Origin of the sequence: Pseudoalteromonas sp. BDTF-M6 (genome assembly GCF_018334135.1) — a bacterium.
In the GTDB taxonomy this organism is placed as follows: Bacteria; Pseudomonadota; Gammaproteobacteria; order Enterobacterales; family Alteromonadaceae; genus Pseudoalteromonas.
In genome coordinates this window covers 192,180-209,063 of sequence record NZ_JAGXTQ010000002.1, presented here as the reverse complement: position 1 = coordinate 209,063, position 16,884 = coordinate 192,180, and the positions used below count along the sequence as shown (strand labels likewise).

The window sequence follows — 16,884 nt, the reverse complement described above, 5'->3', positions numbered from 1 at the left end:
AACTATTATTTAGTACGACGACGTACGATGAACTTATCAGTACGCTTGTTCTTACGAGTCTTGTAACCTTTGGTAGGTACGCCCCATGGAGATACAGGGTGACGACCACCAGAAGTACGACCTTCACCACCACCGTGCGGGTGATCTACCGGGTTCATGGCAACACCACGAACGGTCGGACGGATACCACGCCAGCGGTTTGCACCGGCTTTACCAAGTGAACGTAGCATGTGCTCAGCATTACCTACTTCACCTAGAGTTGCGCGACAGTCAGCTAGTACTTTACGAACTTCGCCTGAACGAAGACGTAGAGTCACGTATTGACCTTCACGTGCTAGGATTTGTACGTAAGCGCCTGCAGAACGTGCAATCTGTGCACCTTTGCCAGGCTTAAGCTCTACGTTGTGTACAGTCGAACCTACAGGCATGTTGCGCATAGGTAAGGTGTTACCAGCTTTGATTGGTGCATCAACACCAGACTGGATTTGATCACCTGCTTTAAGACCCTTAGGAGCGATGATGTAACGACGCTCACCGTCGGCATAACAAACCAAGGCGATGTTCGCGCTACGGTTTGGATCATACTCTAGACGCTCTACTTTAGCTGGAATGCCATCTTTAGTGCGTTTAAAGTCAATTACACGGTAATGATGCTTGTGACCACCACCGATATGACGAACCGTGATACGACCTTTGTTGTTACGACCACCGGTCTTAGAGTTCTTCTCTAGAAGCGGAGCGTATGGCTTACCCTTGTGTAGATCAGGGTTAACCACTTTAACGACGTGACGACGACCCGCAGAAGTTGGTTTACACTTTTGAAGTGCCATAATTCTAACTCCCCTTATTACTCGGCGCCGCCGACAAAGTCTAGCTCGCTACCTTCTTTAAGAGTAACGTAGGCTTTCTTCCAGTCGCTACGACGACCGAAACGCATACCAGTACGCTTTGTTTTACCCTTAACATTAAGTGTGCGAACACCAGTTACTTCTACTTCGAAAAGCTTTTCTACAGCTGCTTTAACGTCAGCTTTAGTTGCATCTTTTAGTACTTTGAAAACAATCGTGTTGTTATCTTCAGCAGATACAGTGCTCTTCTCAGAGATATGTGGAGCAAGGATTACTTTTAAAAGACGTTCTTCACGGATCATGCTAGCGCCTCCTCAAGTTGCTTTACAGCACCCTTAGTCATAACAACCTTATCGAAAGCGATTAGGCTTACTGGGTCGATGCCAGCTACGTCACGTACGTCAACCTTGTACAGGTTACGTGCTGCAAGGAATAGATTCTCTTCTACTTCTTCAGTCACGATTAGTACGTCTTTAAGCTCAAGCTCTTTCAGCTTAGCTACAAGGGCTTTAGTCTTAGGAGCTTCGATACCGAAGTTCTCAACTACAACTAAACGCTCTTGACGAACAAGCTCAGATAAGATGCTCTTGATCGCACCGCGATACATCTTACGGTTTACTTTTTGGCTGTGATCTTGCGGCTTAGCTGCAAAAGTCACACCACCGCTGCGCCAGATTGGGCTACGGATTGTACCAGCACGTGCACGGCCAGTACCTTTTTGACGCCATGGCTTCTTACCGCCACCGCTTACTTCAGAACGTGTCTTCTGAGCTTTAGTACCTTGACGAGCACCTGCTGCGTAAGCAACAACTACTTGGTGTACTAATGCTTCGTTAAACTCACGTCCAAAAGTAGCTTCGGAAACTTCAAGAGCGCCTGACGCGTCTTTAATTGCTAATTCCATCACTAAATCTCCAGGACTTATGCTTTAACAGCTGGTTTAACGATTACGTCACCGCCGATAGCGCCAGGTACTGCACCTTTAACTAGAAGCAGATTACGCTCAGCGTCAACACGTACTAGTTCTAGGTTCTGAGTAGTTACACGCTCAGCACCCATGTGACCGGCCATTTTCTTACCTTTAAACACCTTACCAGGTGATTGGTTTTGACCGATTGAACCAGGAGCACGGTGAGACAAAGAGTTACCGTGTGTAGCGTCTTGCATGCTGAAGTTCCAGCGCTTAACACCACCTTGGAAACCTTTACCTTTAGAAGTACCGGTAACGTCAACTTTTTTCACTTCGTTGAATACTTCAACAGTGATTTCGTTACCAACTTCGAAGTCGCCTTCACCGCCATTAAGACGGAATTCCCACAGACCACGACCCGCTTCAACGCCAGCTTTAGCGAAGTGACCCGCTGCTGGTTTGTTTACACGGCTAGCTTTTTTCTCGCCTGCGGTTACTTGAAGCGCGTTATAACCGTCTGTTGCGTCAGATTTGATCTGCGTAACACGGTTAGGAGTCGCTTCGATTACGGTTACTGGGATAGATACGCCATCTTCAGTGAAGATACGAGTCATGCCCACTTTACGACCGACTAGACCTAATGCCATTTTCCTAAAACCTCTCTAATCTTCCGATTAACCCAGGCTGATTTGAACATCAACACCAGCAGCAAGGTCTAGGCGCATTAGAGCGTCTACAGTCTTGTCTGTTGGTTCTACGATGTCGATCAGACGTTTGTGGGTGCGGATCTCGTACTGATCACGCGCGTCTTTGTTAACGTGCGGAGAGATCAATACAGTGAAACGTTCTTTGCGTGTAGGAAGTGGGATTGGACCACGTACCTGAGCACCTGTGCGTTTCGCAGTTTCCACAATTTCCGCCGTTGATTGGTCAATCAAACGGTGGTCAAAAGCTTTTAGGCGAATGCGAATGCGTTGATTTGACATTCTAAAACCTCAATAAAAAGAGCATTTAAAAAGAGCATAAAAAAACACCCGAAACTTACTTACTACTAAGAAGTCGGTTGTCCTTTCATTTTCTACCATTGAGCTCCAAATCGGAGCTCCTGTTTATGCTTGAAATCCAAGCTATATCTAGCTTTCCAAGTCCTTGGTGAAACACCTAAGGCAAAGAAAGTCCGCATATTATAGAGAGATTGGCGATAAATGCAACAGTTTTTTCAGGGAAGGGATGGGTACGGTGGACAAGAAGGAGGAAGCGCTTGATGCTGCGCCACTCACCCGTCCTTCTTGTCTGCCGCAACACAGAATTCAGCCCCAGGGATACGACTAAATACCGAGCCTGGCGCGTTTTTCGCAGCCATTGTTCGTATTATCGAGACTTTTAACTGACAGCAGGCTTAAAGCCTGTTCATTTTATGTACCAAGGCCAATCCCTTTCCTCGCTGCAGTGGGAGGCAAAACCTCCCCGCGCCCTTGGCTCAGGCGCTAAGCCAGCTCATGGCAATGGTCAGTCCAGTTATAACTTGGTATCATTTGCGCCCTTTTTTGTGTTTTTTGATGCCAATTGCATTAATAAAGTAAGCGGCCACAGCGTCGGATAGAGACGCAGGATAGCAAGGCTAAAATTATGGTATATAGTTGTTCTGTATAAATAATTTTTATACCAAGCCAGCCTAACCTTTGGCCCGCTAGATTAAACAAAGTATTAATAAACAAGATTACCTAATCGGTTGTTACCCCCGTGGTAACGCGGTTAAGCGAGTGAGAGTAAATGAAGATTTTAAACCGCAGCGTCGACTTTTTAGCCCGTTGCTTAAATGCCATTTGTGTAAGGTCCAAGGTACTGCCGCAGCAACCGATTGCCGACTTTGAGCTCGATACCTCGGTACCGACCTTCTACATTGGCCGCTTAAACTCACGCCTCGATATCGCCGCCCTGGCGAAGGTCTGTCGCAAGCTGGGCCTGCCCGACCCCACCCAGGAGCAGAGCCTGGCCGACACCGAGCTGCCGCGCTTCATCGGCATTCAAAATCCACCACCGGTGTTCGGCACTAAAAGCCGCCCCAGCTGTGCACTGCAACAGGGTAAGGCGATTTTCGATGCTCTGGCCAAGCAACCGCAACAAAAAATCCAGATTATTCCGGTCACCATTCTGTGGGGCCGCAACCCGGGGAAAGAAAAGCCGGGTTTAAGCACGCTGATCTCCCACTCCTTAACACCGAGCTGGTTCCGGAAGTTTTTTGTGGTGTTATTTTCCGGGCGCGACAACCTTATTCGCTTTAGCCAGCCCCTGGATTTAACCCAGCTGGTGCACGATAAGGGCGATAAAGATGAATTGCCACAAAAGCTGCTGCGCGTGGCCCGGGTGCACTTCCGTCGCCAAAAGCTGGCGGCCACCGGCCCCAAACTGCCGTCGCGCGAAGCCCTGTTTAATTCCTTGCTGGCGTCGCCAACCATTAAAAAAGCCATTGCCGATGAAGCCAAGGCTAAGGGCATCAGCCAGGACCAGGCGCGACAAAATGCCCTGCGTCTGCTCGATGAAATCGCCGCCAACTATTCCGATGCCATGGTCCGTGTTGCCGACCGTATTCTTACCTGGCTGTGGAATAAGCTCTATAACGGCATCGATGTGAACTATGCCGAGCAGGTGCGCGAGCTGACCGACAAAGGTCACGAGATCATCTATGTGCCCTGCCACCGCAGCCATATGGACTACCTGTTACTCACCTACGTGATTTATCACCAGGGCCTGGTGCCGCCGCATATCGCTGCGGGCATTAACCTCGACTTCTTCCCCGCCGGGCCCATATTCCGTCGCAGCGGCGCCTTCTTTATTCGCCGCTCCTTCAGCGGTAACAAGCTCTACTCGGCGGTGTTTAAAGAATACCTAAGTCAGCTCTTTATTAACGGCTACTCGGTGAAGTTTTACACCGAAGGCGGGCGTAGCCGTACCGGTCGCCTGTTGCCACCGAAAACCGGCATGCTGGCCATGACCCTGCAGGCCATGCTGCGCGGCATCGACCGCCCCATCAGCATAGTGCCCGTGTATATCGGCTATGAGCATGTGATGGAGATCAACACCTACCTCAAAGAGCTGGCCGGCGACAATAAAAAGAACGAGTCCGTGCTGGGTATTTTCAAGGCCATTAAAAACCTCAAGAACTATGGTCGCGGCAACGTGAACTTTGGTGCGCCCATCAATATCAACCAGTTCCTCAATGAGCAGCAGCCGAACTGGCGCGAGGCGATTCACCCCACCGATGTACAAAAGCCGGCCTGGCTGGGTAAGCAGGTCAGCAATCTGGCCGACGAGATCATGCTCAATATCAACAGTGCCGCGGCATTGAACTCGGTGAACCTGCTGGCCACCATCTTGTTAACCAATGATCAGTTTGCGCTCAGTAAGTCACAACTGTTGGAGCAGATGGATTTCTATCTGCGCCTGCACCGCGATGCGCCGCTCAGCGACAAGTTAACCCTGCCCCAGCAAAACAGCGCCGAGCTGCTGGAGCACGCGCTGACGCTCAATAAGTTTGATGTGGTCAACGACCCGTTTGGCGACATCATTGCCATTAAAGAAAAAGAGCGCACCCTGTTTAACTACTACCGCAACAATGTGCTGCACCTGTTTGCGGTGCCCAGCGTCATCGCCCAGCAGCTGTTTAACCACCACAGCATCACTGTTAGCGAGTGCAAGGCACAGGTTCAACGCCTCTACCCCTTGTTTGCCAAGGAATGGTTCCTGCCCGAGCTGAACGAAGACTACATCGACAAGATTCTCGCCAGCTTTGCCGAACAGGGCCTTATTCGCCAACATGGCGAGCAGCTGGAAGTGATCAAAGCGGGTGACAACCAGGCCACCCTGGAAATGCTCGGCAAGGTGGTACACCACACCCTGCTGCGCTACGCCATAGTCATAGGCCTATTAAGCCAAAGCGGCGATATGAGCCCATCTGAGCTGGAAAAAGAAGGCGCCGTAGTCGCTAACCGCCTGGGCACCTTGCATGGCATTAAGAGCCCGGAATTCTTCGATAAGAAGGTACTGACCGGCTTTATTACCAGCCTTAAAGAGCAGGGCTTGGTGCATCAGCGCGACAATGCCCTCGCCCATACCGACGAGCTGGTTGCCCTGTACCAAGATCTACAGCACCTGCTGCCGGCCAGGTTGTGGCAGTCGATTAGTGATGCCATAGCGGCGATGCATGCAGGTCAGGCTTAGGCCTGACTTGTAGGTCGGCGCTCTGCGCCGACAGCGGTGGTTATTGATAGCTCTTGTCGAACAGCCGACAACAGTGGTAACTGTTAGATCATGTCGCGGTGGCGACGACACCCAAAGGGTGGTTTACGCCAACCACCCCTTGGAACCCCTAGGCGCCCCAACATTGCATTCTTTCCTCAACGCGCTACGAGAAATGAACGTAACCAACATGCACAGCACTTCCCTGTACTGAGCATGTTTTCGCCCGCAGTCCAGCGGGCGATTACTCTTCTCGCATCACGTTTCGGATGCAATGTAAGGGGAATTCACTGACACATCGGTGTTCCTGAGGTGGGTTGGAGTTTGTGGTTGTAGGTGAGGCTTTAACCTTGCGGGCATATTGATTTTTTCTGGCCGCCGACTGCGGTTGTAGCTGATAGATCTGGTCGCGTTGGCGACGACACCCAAAGAGGGGATGATTCGACTCCCTCTTTGGAAACTCCGCGAACCCGTGATTCGCTTATGCTTCCGAACTCAGGTTTTTGTAAAACGTTCCGCTAAGCTTTCAACACGGTTTGACGAGTCGTCCTGACTCGGTAAACCTAACTCGATGTTTCAATCTCGCTCCACAACAAAAGACGATTTCTACAGCGCGAATCATAGCGGGGAATGCTCACACTTATAGTGTTTTGCACGACTGCTTGTTTGGGATTGTTGTGAGAGCAAGTAAAGCCTGAACTCTTACCCCTTCATTAAATGGTTGTTATACGCTTATGTCATCAAGAAGATCTTCGAAATACTCTTGCTGATGAACACCTTGCTCAGGGTTTTTAAGCTTATTTTTAACTAACGCCATCTTATCTTGTAACTCATTAAAAGTTATGGACTCTTTCCGGTTGTTATCAAGCCTTTGCATTATCTGAAATAAAAGATAAAAATCGACTAAATACCGCTTTCCACCTTCTTTATAGAACACTTCATTTAGCGAGTTTTTAAGATTGCTAGGTGATAATTTAGACTTCAGAATAGAAATTATTTTTTCAATATTTTCGATTGATTCTAGAAATTGATTTTTAAGTTCCATATCAGTTAATATTTTCTCTAGAAGGGCTGAGACATCTTTCTTTTCAGTTATTCTGCAATTAATTTTACTGTCCCTTAAGTAAAAACCTAAACTAGTATATTCAGGTCTATACTTTGAGTTGTACAAGTTATAGGCTAGTAGAGTTATGAGCTCCTCATTCAACATTCTGTCAGAAGAATTATTCCCATTTCTTTGCTTTATATAAAACCAATCAATATTGTTATCGGTTATTTCTCTTATATACCTAATAACATCCCTATCCATGAATGAGTTCCACATTTCGAAGGAATTTTCTTTTATAGGATAAGGCTTATTATTAAGCCTAATAAAGAGGTCAACAGGATCAAAATTGTTATTTAAATATGAGTCGATCTCAATAACACTAAGCATGAAGTCATAAATTTTATCTTGAAGGTTAAAGTCAAGATCTTCAAACCTAGAACCATTTAGCTCATGCAGTATTTTAAGCCTTGATAATTTAAAGTTGCAGCACTTAGGATATGTTGTAGTTCCATTTTCGTCCTGATAACTTTTTCCTAAAAAACCCAAAACTGAAAGTAATCGTTGTTGGCCATCTATGACCTCTTTAACCCCATTTCGGTTTTTATAGATGAATAAAGGAGGTAGGTTAATCCCAAGAAGAATACTTTCAATGATTGCTGAAGCTTTAAATACATTAATCTTTTCAAGTCTTTGATAGCTAGGTCTAATTAAGTATTTGTTTCCATTTAGTTCCTCTACAATTTCTTCTATTGGAATTAAGGAAGGTTCTGGTTTTTGCACTCGTAATGACGCTAACTCATCTAATTTTAGTTTGGCTTCCTTTTCACTCTGCCTCATTTCTTTGACAGAGTTTTTGAAATCATCATTCTTAATGAATATAGAAAAGTCAAAAGGCAACAATGTCGAAATCATTTTACTGATTGACTTATGCCTCCTAATAATTGATTTATAGTGGTGACTATTTTCTGAGAGGAAGTCATCTTGGTGATTTGTCAAATAGTCATTTATTTGGCTAATACCTGTAGAAGTGTATAGGGGGGAAATATCCACTTCCTCTTCAAGAAGTATGAATATTGCCCAAAGCAGAGCTTCATTTATCAGTTTGTTAGGAGAAACAGTTAAATGTTGTATAAGCTCTATTGTTTTGTTCAGGTTATAAAATAAGCTTTCACATATTTCGTCAGGGTTTTCTGTGTTCTGTGACTTAACACCGTAGAGAAGATCCATTATCTCAGTTCTATTACTACCGCTAGCGTATGTGCTTATAGGGAAAGATGATAGAACTAAATATCTCCTCATAAACTGGAGCACTTTTGACGTATCATCATTCTTAAAGACTTTACCAAGAAAGTGCTTTTCAACCAATGAAATAAATTCTGGATTATTAACAATACGTGCTTTTAATTCGTTTGTTATAGAGTCATCATCATAAGTTGCATTGTCAATTTCTGCGCTGTTTAGTGGGGTAATACCGGAGTTATATCTTCTGAAAATTTCTTTCTTTATTTTGTCTTCTAGGGTTGCATCTAGTCTTGGTTCATTAAATATTTCAAATTCAAAAATACGAATTTTTGCGTCATCGAGTAGCCCCTGAATTTCAGGATCTAGAGTACTAAATTGTCTGTTCTGTAGCTGAGTGAGCTTTGTGAGTCCTTTAATACTTAATTTAAGTTCACCGTTACGAAACTTCTTGATGGTTTCATAACGTTGCCTACCATCAATTACCTCAATTGTAGAGCCTGTATTGAAGAAAATTAATGGAGGAACATCGGTTCCCAACAGAATACTTTCAATGAAAAAAGTTGCTTTACTGTTGTCCCATACATAGTTCCGTTGATAGTAGGGATCATATTTTATCTTTTCGACTCTTCTTTTGCTAAAAAGGGTTTTTAGAGAAAGTGAATAAACTTTTGTTGTTATATGGTTTTTGAAAATGTTTTCAAAATCTTCTTGATTTAAATATAAACTCATTATTGGCTCTCTCTAAATCATGTCTTTATTTAGCTGTAATTTTTTCGGGGAACGTAATTCAAATACTACTGACTTACTCGTTTTTCTGACATCTATGAAACCTGATGTTTGCTCTTTAGGTACATACATGGCACATATAAACCTATCAAAAAAAATCAACTCTAGATACTTCTGAAAACGCCCTAGATCAAACTTTGCGAGGGCGATGTTTTCTAAATCACGAGAAGAAGAAATTTCAATTTTCATTTCATTCAAGTCAGACGATTCAATTGATATCAAAATATCTTCATGGAGGGGGAGAGGAACGGAAATCCGAGATTTGTCAAAGTCATCAGCATAATATTCCCTTTCCAGTCGATCAATAAAACTCTGAATTAAAGTAAAAATTTCATTATTAAATCGCAATCGAAATGCATTTTTAGCATCAAAATCTTTTTTGTTTGCACCATCTAATATTATCGGCTTTCCATCAATATTTTTAGGAACTAAAAATTTATAAACTTCTAGTTTTGAAATTGAAGGTAGATGTTTTAATAGGTTGTACTTTAGAATTAGCTTGTACGAATTTTCACCGTAATAAGAGTGAGAGTTGTAGTATAAAGCAAGTAACTCATTTTCACTTAGCTGAGATCGTAGAATTTTGATATAAATGAACTTTTCCTCATCGTCAATTTCAGAGTCGTCAATAGTTTTTATGATCCTATAAACAAGCCGGAAGTAATGAGTTAGCTCTTCTTTTTTTGAATAGAAAACTCCTAGGTATATGTCATTTGAAGTTTTGTAGTCATTAATTAGGTGGGCGTTTCCAAGTGTTTGAGCGTAAAGTTCGGTTCTAAGCTCTTTAAAGTAGTTGCCGCTTGGACAGTTATTATTAAGCTCACTAACCACGGTGTTGTACAAATCAAGCAATGAAAAATAAATAGAATCGAGCCTTTGTTGCATGAGGGTCTTAGATTGCTCTTTAAAAACGTTTCTTGATTGCTTTAATTCTTCTCGTTGCAGCGAAAACTCTTGCCTTTGCAACTTGAACTCTTCTGATTGTGTTTTTAATGCATCTACTTGTTTGTCCAGTGCGGTTCTATTCGTTTGGAAGTCAGCTCGCTGCTCTTTCAGAGCATTGTAAAAAAGTAACACCCCACAAAGAGACCAAACTGATCCCAAAACTCCGCCGACAAAATCTCCAAAAGTACCAAATTTTCCATCATCAATTGGCGCTGAAATAGAGTAATTGTTTTTCCAAAGAAAAAATACAATTAAAGGGATTAGTATTACTAAAAGCCACAGAGCAAGCTTATATATTCTTTCTGCTGATCTATTTTGGGACATGTTTTAAATTCATTTTTTCTGGAAGAATGTATAGGGGGCAAAGACAATACAAGAGTCAGGCCTAGCTAACTCCTTTGTCATATTTTAGAACAACCCACCTAGCCAAGCTAAAACTAATAACAACAATAAGTTACCAGTGGTTTTGATTACAAGCAATTACAGCTGTGCTTTGCATGGGAAGTTACGCCAAATTAACAGGTATTGCCCTTCCCGTTTTGATTCGCGCTGAAGAAGTCAGATTTTGTTGTGGAGTGTGTTGTTGATAGCGAGGCAGGACGCCGAGCTAGATTTACCAGTGCAGGGATGTGCTGTTAAATCGCATCAACGACTAAACGGAACGTTTAACAAAAACCTGAGTTCGGAAGCAATTGCGAATCACGGGCGCCCTAGGAGTTGTTAGAGGAAATGGGCGCGCATTTCCTCTGACTTGAAGTCGCCAATGCGACAAAAACTTAATTTTAACGCCGTCATGTTGAGCGCAGCAGTTTTAAACCCCTAACGCTCGCGCATGACACCTTCTTGAATGGTCGAAGCAACCAGATTGCCCTTGCGGTCAAAGAACTGGCCGCGCACCAAACCGCGGCCACAGCTGGCGCTGGGGCTATCCACGCTGTAGAGCATCCATTCGTCCATACGGAATGGACGGTGGAACCACATGGAGTGATCGATGGTGGCTACCTGCATGTTCGGATGCATAAAGGACTTGCCATGGGGCTGCAAGGCGGTAGGCAAAAACTCGAAGTCCGACGCATAGGCCAATAAATAGTTGTGAATACGCTGGTCGTCCGGCATCTCGCCATTGGTCTTAAACCAGATATGCTTAATTGGCTCGGCCACCTGCGGCTTAAAGGGGTTTTGGAAATTCACCGGGCGCATGTCGATGGGCTTTTCGCTGATAAACTTGTTGCGAATAGGCTCTGGAATTTGGTGCGCATGCTCTTGGTAAAATTCTAAAGCCGAACGCAAACCTTCCGGTGCCGGCACATCCGGCATAGGTGTTTGGTGTTCCAGGCCCTGGGCGTCGCCGGAGAAAGAGGCGGTCATATAGAAAATCGGCTTGCCGTACTGAATGGCACTGACACGGCGGGTGCTCAGGCTCTTACCGTCGCGGATGTTTTCCACATCATACACAATGGGACGCGAGGCATCGCCGGGGCGTAAAAAATAGGAATGCAGGGAATGCACCACGCGCCCTTCGGGCAGGGTTTCCTTCGCCGCCGAGAGTGCCTGACCCATAACCTGACCGCCAAAAACGGCCTTAAAACCCAGGTCCTGGCTGGCACCGCGATACAGGCCCAACTCGATTTCTTCCAGTTTTAACAGCGACAATAAATTATCTAATGCTTGGCTCATTGTGTCCTCATTTCCACATTGCAGCTAATACAATGATAATACTATACAATGAACCCGATTACCTAGCTCAGCACAGGACCCAACATGGCTTATTGGCTACTCAAAACAGAGCCCGATGCATTTTCATTAGCAGACCTAAAAGCGGCGCCGAACGGCACCACGGTGTGGGATGGCGTACGTAATTATCAGGCCCGTAATTTTATTCGCGATGGCATGAAGGTGGGCGACAAGGTGTTTATCTATCATTCAAGCTGCAAGGTACCGGCCATAGTCGGCGTGGCCGAGATAGTGAACGGCCCCTATGCGGATCCATCACAATACGATGCCAGTGGCGATTACTATGACCCTAAAGCCACGGCCGAGGCACCACGCTGGTTTAGTGTCGATGTGCAGTACAGGGAAACGTTTAACAAGCCGGTGACCCTGCAGGCGATCAAGGCCGACCCGGCCATCGAAGAGCTGGCGCTGAAAAAATCCGGGCGCTTGTCCGTGATGCCGGTCACCGAGGAAGAATGGCAATACCTGTGCGGCATTGCCAGTAAGTAAGGCGAGGCGGCGTGAATTAATCGCCGCCTATCATATCGCCGATGCCGCCAAGGACCGAGCCCTCGCCTTGGCGTGCACCCCCGGCTCTAGGCGCGTGCTCAAGCACGCGATCGGCCAAGCGTGAGAATGGCAAGCTTTGGATCCACACGGTGCCGTGGCCGCGCAGCGTGGTCAGAAACAGGCCTTCACCGCCAAAGAACATGGAACGCAGGCCCTTCACCCGCTCGATATCGAACTCGATGCCGCCGGTAAAGCCAACCACACAGCCAGTGTCTAAACGCAGTGTTTCACCATTGAGCTGTTTCTCAACGACCGTGCCACCGGCATGGGCGAAAGCCATGCCATCGCCTTCTAAGCGCTGCAAAATAAAGCCTTCGCCGCCAAAGAAACCGGCGCCTAATTTACGCTGAAAGGCGATGTTGACCTCGGTGCCCATTGCCGCGCACAGGAAGGAGTCTTTTTGTAAGAACACCTGCTCACCCAGCTGCGCCATGTTCAAGGGGATGATGGTGCCGGGAAAAGGCGCGGCAAAGGCAACGCGTTTTTTACCCATACCCTGATTGGTAAAGTGGGTCATAAACAGGGACTCGCCGCTGATCATGCGCTTACCTGCACTAAACAGCTTGCTCATAAACCCTTGATTGACCTGTGAGCCGTCACCCATTTTCGCTTCAAATTGAATGCCGTCATCGAGGTAGTTCATCGCCCCCGCTTCGGCAATCACAGTTTCATTCGGGTCGAGTTCCACTTCCACCATTTGCATTGAATGGCCGATAATTTCATAGTCAACTTCATGACATCGCATTGTGCTTTCTCCTTTTTCTTGATGGACCTAGCATGACCTAAATGCACATTCAGTGCATCGAATAAAATGTAAGCAGCTTTTACAAGGGGGAATCTAGGCTGTAGCCGTGGCAATCGCTGCCCGATCCGTTTTCAGTGTTATTAACCGCAGCACACCCCGCCTTTTTGTATCGGTGGGCATTTAACCGTGCCAAATGAGCAATACACGCAGCAGTCACCGGGTAAAGGCTTTAACAGGGTGTGGCAAGATGAGCACTCATAGTAATATTGGCACGCATCGGTTGGCATGGTTTCTCGCTTCTTTGCGCCGCACGCTGGGCAGGTGATAACAGACTCAAGAATGACCTTATCCATTTAGACCTCTGTCGCCTCTGGTTAATAGCCCTTAAACCTTAGCACAGCTCCTACTTAGGGCACCCTACGCCTGCGTTTGGGTTGGGTTGTGATGAACACATAAAAAACACCCAGCATAGCAGGCTAGCTGGGTGTTGGCTGGCGCAGTTTAGAGTCGGGACAACCCTAAAACTGCATCTCAGGAACCTGATCCGGGCAGATGAGCTTGCCCTGGGTTTTTGCTTTAATCTCTTCCACGCTTACGCCGGGAGCGCGCTCAAGCAGGTGAAACGCACCATCCTTGATTTCCAGCAGCGCCAGGTCGGTGATCACCTTATTGATACAGCCGACGCCCGTCAGCGGCAGTGAACACTGGGTCAGCAGTTTTGAGTCGCCATGCTTGCTGGCATGAGTCATGGTACAGATAATATTTTTGGCGCCCGCCACCAAGTCCATGGCCCCGCCCATGCCTTTGACCAACTTGCCGGGGATCATCCAACTGGCGATGTTGCCGTTTTGATCCACTTCGAAAGCGCCCAACACGGTTAAGTCCACATGACCACCGCGGATCATGGCAAAGCTTTCGGCTGAGTTAAAAATCGCGGCGCCGGTGCGGGCGGTCACGGTTTCCTTACCGGCGTTGATCATGTCCGCATCCACTTGTGCCTCAAGCGGATATTCGCCCATGCCCAGCAAGCCGTTTTCCGATTGCAGCATCACATCTATGCCTTTGGGCACATAGTTGGCAACCAGGGTGGGAATGCCTATGCCCAGATTCACATAATAACCGTCGCGTAATTCCTGGGCGACGCGCTGCGCCATTTGCTCTCGTGTCAGTGCCATGGTTATGCTCCTCGCACCGTACGTTTTTCGATGCGCTTTTCAAACTGACCTTGAATCACGCGTTGTACATAAATACCCGGGGTGTGAATTTGACTGGGCTCCAGCTCCCCGGGCTCGACAATTTCTTCCGCCTCAACCACGGTGATCTTGCCAGCGGTGGCGGCCATGGGGTTAAAATTCATCGCCGTATGACGATAGATGCAGTTGCCGTAGCGATCCGCCTTCCACGCCTTCACTATGGCAAAGTCGCCGACAATGCTTGGCTCAAGCACATAGTCGCGGCCAGCAAACTGCTTGATGTCCTTGCCTTCGGCCACCACTGTGCCGACCCCGGTTGCGGTGTAAAACGCAGGGATGCCGGCGCCACCGGCACGCATTTTCTCCGCCAGGGTGCCCTGAGGGGTTAACTCCACCTCCAGCTCACCGCTCAGCAATTGCTGCTCGAACAAGGCGTTTTCACCCACATAAGAGGCGACCATTTTGTGGATCTGCTTATCTTCAAGCAGGATGCCTAAACCAAAGCCATCGACGCCGCAGTTATTGGAAACCACTGTTAGGCCGGTGGTGCCCTTGTTTTTGATTTCTTTAATCAAGCCCTCGGGAATACCGCATAGGCCAAAACCGCCGGCGATCACCGTCATATTGTCTTCGAGGCCCGCCATAGCTTCACCGTAGCTGTTCACTACCTTATTAAAACCTGCCATCGTCTCTCCTATTGCGCCGTCCAGCCGCCATCAAGGGCGATGGCTTGGGCAGTAATATTGCGCGCCGCATCCGCCATTAAAAAGTCAACGGTGTGGGCGATTTCATCCAGGCCGATAAAGGCCTTTTTGGGCATGGGGGCCAGCATTATGGTGTCGATCACCTCTTGCTCCGTGATGCCATGCTGTTTGGCCTGGCTGGCTATTTGCGCCTCGACCAAGGGTGTTTTTACATAGGCCGGGCAAATGGTATTGACCGTGATATCCACATCCCCGGTCTCCAGCGCCAGCACCTTGCCCAAACCAATAAGGCCATGCTTGGCCGACACATAGGCCGACTTATACTTGGAGGCCACCTGGGCATGAATAGAGCCGATATTGATAATACGGCCAAAGTTTTGCTCTCGCATCGCCGGGAGCACCGCCTTGGTGAGCATGGCCGGGCCATTGAGCAGCACATCCTGCAGCAGCTGCCATTTATCCAAGGGGTACTCGTCTAGACGCTCTACGTATTGAACACCGGCGTTATTGATCAGCACGTCTATGGTCGGCTGCCTGGCAATAAAATCCCCGAGGGAGGCCAGTTCTGCCACATTCAGCGCCAGGCCCTGGGCACGAATGCCCTGCTGTTGAAGCTGTTCGGCCTCGGCCTTGGCTCGCTCACCATCCAGATCGGTCAGTAAGATCTCGTGCCCTTGTTTGCCCAAATGCTCCGCCACATAGCGGCCAATGCCACTGGCGGCACCGGTAATTAAAATTCGTTTGCTCATAATTACTCCGCTAAGAATTCGCCGATCACCTGGCCCTTGGTTTGAATGGAGAAAATACCGTCAAGATGACCCCATATACCCTCAATTTCCTCGATTTTTACATCTTTCTCTTGCTCTTTAAGCAGCTTGGCAAACGCGCGCACCGGGCCTGGGCGTAACAAGAGGTCGTTACTGGCGGGCATAAGCAGCACCTTGGCCTGAATCTTTTTTGCCGCCGCGCTTAGGTCTTCCTGCATGCCGGCGCTGTACAGTTGCGAGGCGCGCACTAAATAGAGAATATGGTTGGCATCCTGAGTTTGCGCTCGAACCAGGGCGCGCTCATGCAAGGTCTGGTTAATGGCCGGCAGGGTGCGTATGTCTTTCTTTGCACCCTCGTCCTGCACCTTGAAGTTCGGGAAGCTGGCCTTATAACTTTCCGGGTGCATGGCGTCCTGAGTGATGTTAAGCATGGTGGCGGTCACACCGGCCAGCGGGCGCTCACCCTCATAGTAATTGCCATTATTCCAGTTTGCGTCCAGGCGAATAGGCAAGGCCCATTTTTCCAGGGCTGGCACGGTCCAGGCGTCCATTTTCGCCGCACCGATCACATGCACTAAACGTTCAACCTTGTCTGGGTAACGCACCGACCATTCCAGCGCCTGGAATGAGCCCATGGACGCGCCAATGACGGCGTGGAGTTTTTCAACCCCCAGGCTATCGAGCAAACGCTTTTGCACTTCGACAAAATCACCTATGGTGACCACGGGGAAGTCCAGGCCATAGGGCTTGCCGGTTTTCGGATTAATGGAGGCCGGGCCCGTGGTGATCACGTTTTTATCGTGCCAGTTGGCGTTAACCAGGGTGTCCGAGCTGATCACGAAAAACTTGTTGGTGTCTATGGCCTTCCCCGGACCAATAATGGCATCCCAGTAACCCGGCAGGGCATCATCCGGGCTGTATTTACCCGCCGCATGGGAGGTGCCGGAGAAAAAATGGGTGATCAAAATCACATTGTCCTTGGCGTCATTAAGGGTGCCGTAGCTCTCCCACCCCACCTGCACCTCGGGCAAGGTCACACCCGACTCCGTGGTGTAGTTGGCAAAGGCGAAACGCTGTTTTTCCACCAGCAGGGGCTCGCCCTGAGCCCAGGCCCACTGGCTTACACAGATTAAAACAAGGCCTATTATTCGCAGCATGCTCATGTTGTTCACTC

General features: G+C 47.8%; 16 protein-coding genes. 2 read left to right on the top strand and 14 right to left on the bottom strand.

The window, feature by feature from the left end; all coding sequences use genetic code 11:
- Positions 1-5 precede the first annotated feature (5 nt).
- The 5 genes from rplB to rpsJ are packed head-to-tail and all read right to left on the bottom strand — an operon-like array spanning position 6 to position 2,744.
- Positions 6-830, bottom strand: coding sequence for a 50S ribosomal protein L2 (rplB, locus tag KD147_RS05205; protein ID WP_105189379.1), 825 nt, complete (start codon positions 828-830; stop codon positions 6-8).
- 17 nt (positions 831-847) lie between these two features.
- A complete protein-coding gene (gene rplW, locus KD147_RS05200) occupies positions 848-1,150 on the bottom strand; it encodes a 50S ribosomal protein L23 (protein WP_105199951.1) in 303 nt (100 codons plus the stop codon).
- A complete protein-coding gene (gene rplD / locus KD147_RS05195; RefSeq protein ID WP_105189381.1) occupies positions 1,147-1,752 on the bottom strand; it encodes a 50S ribosomal protein L4 in 606 nt (201 codons plus the stop codon). Before rplD ends, rplW begins: the two co-directional genes overlap by 4 nt.
- A 17-nt stretch (positions 1,753-1,769) precedes the next feature.
- Positions 1,770-2,405: a 50S ribosomal protein L3 gene (gene rplC / locus KD147_RS05190; RefSeq protein ID WP_105253320.1), complete on the bottom strand. Its 636-nt coding sequence runs from the start codon at positions 2,403-2,405 to the stop codon at positions 1,770-1,772.
- A 27-nt stretch (positions 2,406-2,432) separates the two neighbouring features.
- Positions 2,433-2,744, bottom strand: coding sequence for a 30S ribosomal protein S10 (rpsJ, locus tag KD147_RS05185; protein WP_010376390.1), 312 nt, complete (start codon positions 2,742-2,744; stop codon positions 2,433-2,435).
- A gap of 787 nt (positions 2,745-3,531) precedes the next feature.
- On the opposite strand from rpsJ, the gene plsB reads away from it, so the two are divergent.
- On the top strand, positions 3,532-5,979 hold the full coding sequence (gene plsB, locus KD147_RS05180) for a glycerol-3-phosphate 1-O-acyltransferase PlsB (RefSeq protein ID WP_212547137.1): 2,448 nt from the start codon (positions 3,532-3,534) through the stop codon (positions 5,977-5,979).
- Positions 5,980-6,721: 742 nt separating this feature from the next.
- Here the strand turns inward: plsB and KD147_RS05175 are convergent.
- From KD147_RS05175 to tesB, 3 genes are all read right to left on the bottom strand, one after another.
- Positions 6,722-9,016 carry a DUF262 domain-containing protein gene (locus tag KD147_RS05175; RefSeq protein ID WP_212547136.1) on the bottom strand — a complete coding sequence of 765 codons (2,295 nt, stop codon included), beginning with the start codon at positions 9,014-9,016 and terminating at the stop codon, positions 6,722-6,724.
- A 12-nt stretch (positions 9,017-9,028) separates the two neighbouring features.
- Positions 9,029-10,342 (bottom strand): putative phage abortive infection protein, encoded by a 1,314-nt coding sequence (locus KD147_RS05170; protein ID WP_212547135.1) that lies wholly within the window; start codon positions 10,340-10,342, stop codon positions 9,029-9,031.
- Positions 10,343-10,837: 495 nt separating this feature from the next.
- Positions 10,838-11,695, bottom strand: coding sequence for an acyl-CoA thioesterase II (gene tesB, locus KD147_RS05165; RefSeq protein ID WP_105215022.1), 858 nt, complete (start codon positions 11,693-11,695; stop codon positions 10,838-10,840).
- A gap of 84 nt (positions 11,696-11,779) precedes the next feature.
- Between tesB and KD147_RS05160 the strand changes: the two genes are divergently transcribed.
- A complete protein-coding gene (locus KD147_RS05160; RefSeq protein WP_105215024.1) occupies positions 11,780-12,241 on the top strand; it encodes an EVE domain-containing protein in 462 nt (153 codons plus the stop codon).
- Between the two features lie 16 nt (positions 12,242-12,257).
- Here the strand turns inward: KD147_RS05160 and KD147_RS05155 are convergent, their stop codons facing one another.
- The 6 genes from KD147_RS05155 to KD147_RS05135 form a co-directional block, all read right to left on the bottom strand.
- Positions 12,258-13,046 carry a TIGR00266 family protein gene (locus tag KD147_RS05155; protein ID WP_105215026.1) on the bottom strand — a complete coding sequence of 263 codons (789 nt, stop codon included), beginning with the start codon at positions 13,044-13,046 and terminating at the stop codon, positions 12,258-12,260.
- Positions 13,047-13,186: 140 nt separating this feature from the next.
- Positions 13,187-13,399 carry a GDCCVxC domain-containing (seleno)protein gene (locus KD147_RS16810; RefSeq protein WP_249318970.1) on the bottom strand — a complete coding sequence of 71 codons (213 nt, stop codon included), beginning with the start codon at positions 13,397-13,399 and terminating at the stop codon, positions 13,187-13,189.
- A gap of 165 nt (positions 13,400-13,564) precedes the next feature.
- A complete protein-coding gene (locus tag KD147_RS05150; protein ID WP_105215028.1) occupies positions 13,565-14,221 on the bottom strand; it encodes a CoA transferase subunit B in 657 nt (218 codons plus the stop codon).
- A 2-nt stretch (positions 14,222-14,223) separates the two neighbouring features.
- Complete coding sequence (locus KD147_RS05145; RefSeq protein WP_105215030.1) at positions 14,224-14,925, bottom strand: CoA transferase subunit A; 702 nt, start codon at positions 14,923-14,925, stop codon at positions 14,224-14,226.
- Between the two features lie 8 nt (positions 14,926-14,933).
- Entirely contained in the window at positions 14,934-15,692 is a 759-nt protein-coding gene (locus tag KD147_RS05140; protein ID WP_212547134.1) for a 3-hydroxybutyrate dehydrogenase, read from the bottom strand.
- Between the two features lie 2 nt (positions 15,693-15,694).
- Positions 15,695-16,873 carry an E22 family MetX-like putative esterase gene (locus KD147_RS05135; protein ID WP_212547133.1) on the bottom strand — a complete coding sequence of 393 codons (1,179 nt, stop codon included), beginning with the start codon at positions 16,871-16,873 and terminating at the stop codon, positions 15,695-15,697.
- Positions 16,874-16,884 lie beyond the last annotated feature (11 nt).

Coding starts and splice junctions, on each gene's coding strand:
- rpsJ (WP_010376390.1), bottom strand. CDS start 2,744: ATGTCAAATCAACGCATTCGCATTCGCCTAAAAGCTTTTGACCACCGT.
- KD147_RS05155 (WP_105215026.1), bottom strand. CDS start 13,046: ATGCGATGTCATGAAGTTGACTATGAAATTATCGGCCATTCAATGCAA.
- rplW (WP_105199951.1), bottom strand. CDS start 1,150: ATGATCCGTGAAGAACGTCTTTTAAAAGTAATCCTTGCTCCACATATC.
- plsB (WP_212547137.1), top strand. CDS start 3,532: ATGAAGATTTTAAACCGCAGCGTCGACTTTTTAGCCCGTTGCTTAAAT.
- tesB (WP_105215022.1), bottom strand. CDS start 11,695: ATGAGCCAAGCATTAGATAATTTATTGTCGCTGTTAAAACTGGAAGAA.
- KD147_RS05160 (WP_105215024.1), top strand. CDS start 11,780: ATGGCTTATTGGCTACTCAAAACAGAGCCCGATGCATTTTCATTAGCA.
- KD147_RS05145 (WP_105215030.1), bottom strand. CDS start 14,925: ATGGCAGGTTTTAATAAGGTAGTGAACAGCTACGGTGAAGCTATGGCG.
- KD147_RS16810 (WP_249318970.1), bottom strand. CDS start 13,399: ATGGATAAGGTCATTCTTGAGTCTGTTATCACCTGCCCAGCGTGCGGC.
- KD147_RS05175 (WP_212547136.1), bottom strand. CDS start 9,016: ATGAGTTTATATTTAAATCAAGAAGATTTTGAAAACATTTTCAAAAAC.
- KD147_RS05135 (WP_212547133.1), bottom strand. CDS start 16,873: ATGAGCATGCTGCGAATAATAGGCCTTGTTTTAATCTGTGTAAGCCAG.
- rplD (WP_105189381.1), bottom strand. CDS start 1,752: ATGGAATTAGCAATTAAAGACGCGTCAGGCGCTCTTGAAGTTTCCGAA.
- rplB (WP_105189379.1), bottom strand. CDS start 830: ATGGCACTTCAAAAGTGTAAACCAACTTCTGCGGGTCGTCGTCACGTC.
- KD147_RS05170 (WP_212547135.1), bottom strand. CDS start 10,342: ATGTCCCAAAATAGATCAGCAGAAAGAATATATAAGCTTGCTCTGTGG.
- KD147_RS05150 (WP_105215028.1), bottom strand. CDS start 14,221: ATGGCACTGACACGAGAGCAAATGGCGCAGCGCGTCGCCCAGGAATTA.
- KD147_RS05140 (WP_212547134.1), bottom strand. CDS start 15,692: ATGAGCAAACGAATTTTAATTACCGGTGCCGCCAGTGGCATTGGCCGC.
- rplC (WP_105253320.1), bottom strand. CDS start 2,405: ATGGCATTAGGTCTAGTCGGTCGTAAAGTGGGCATGACTCGTATCTTC.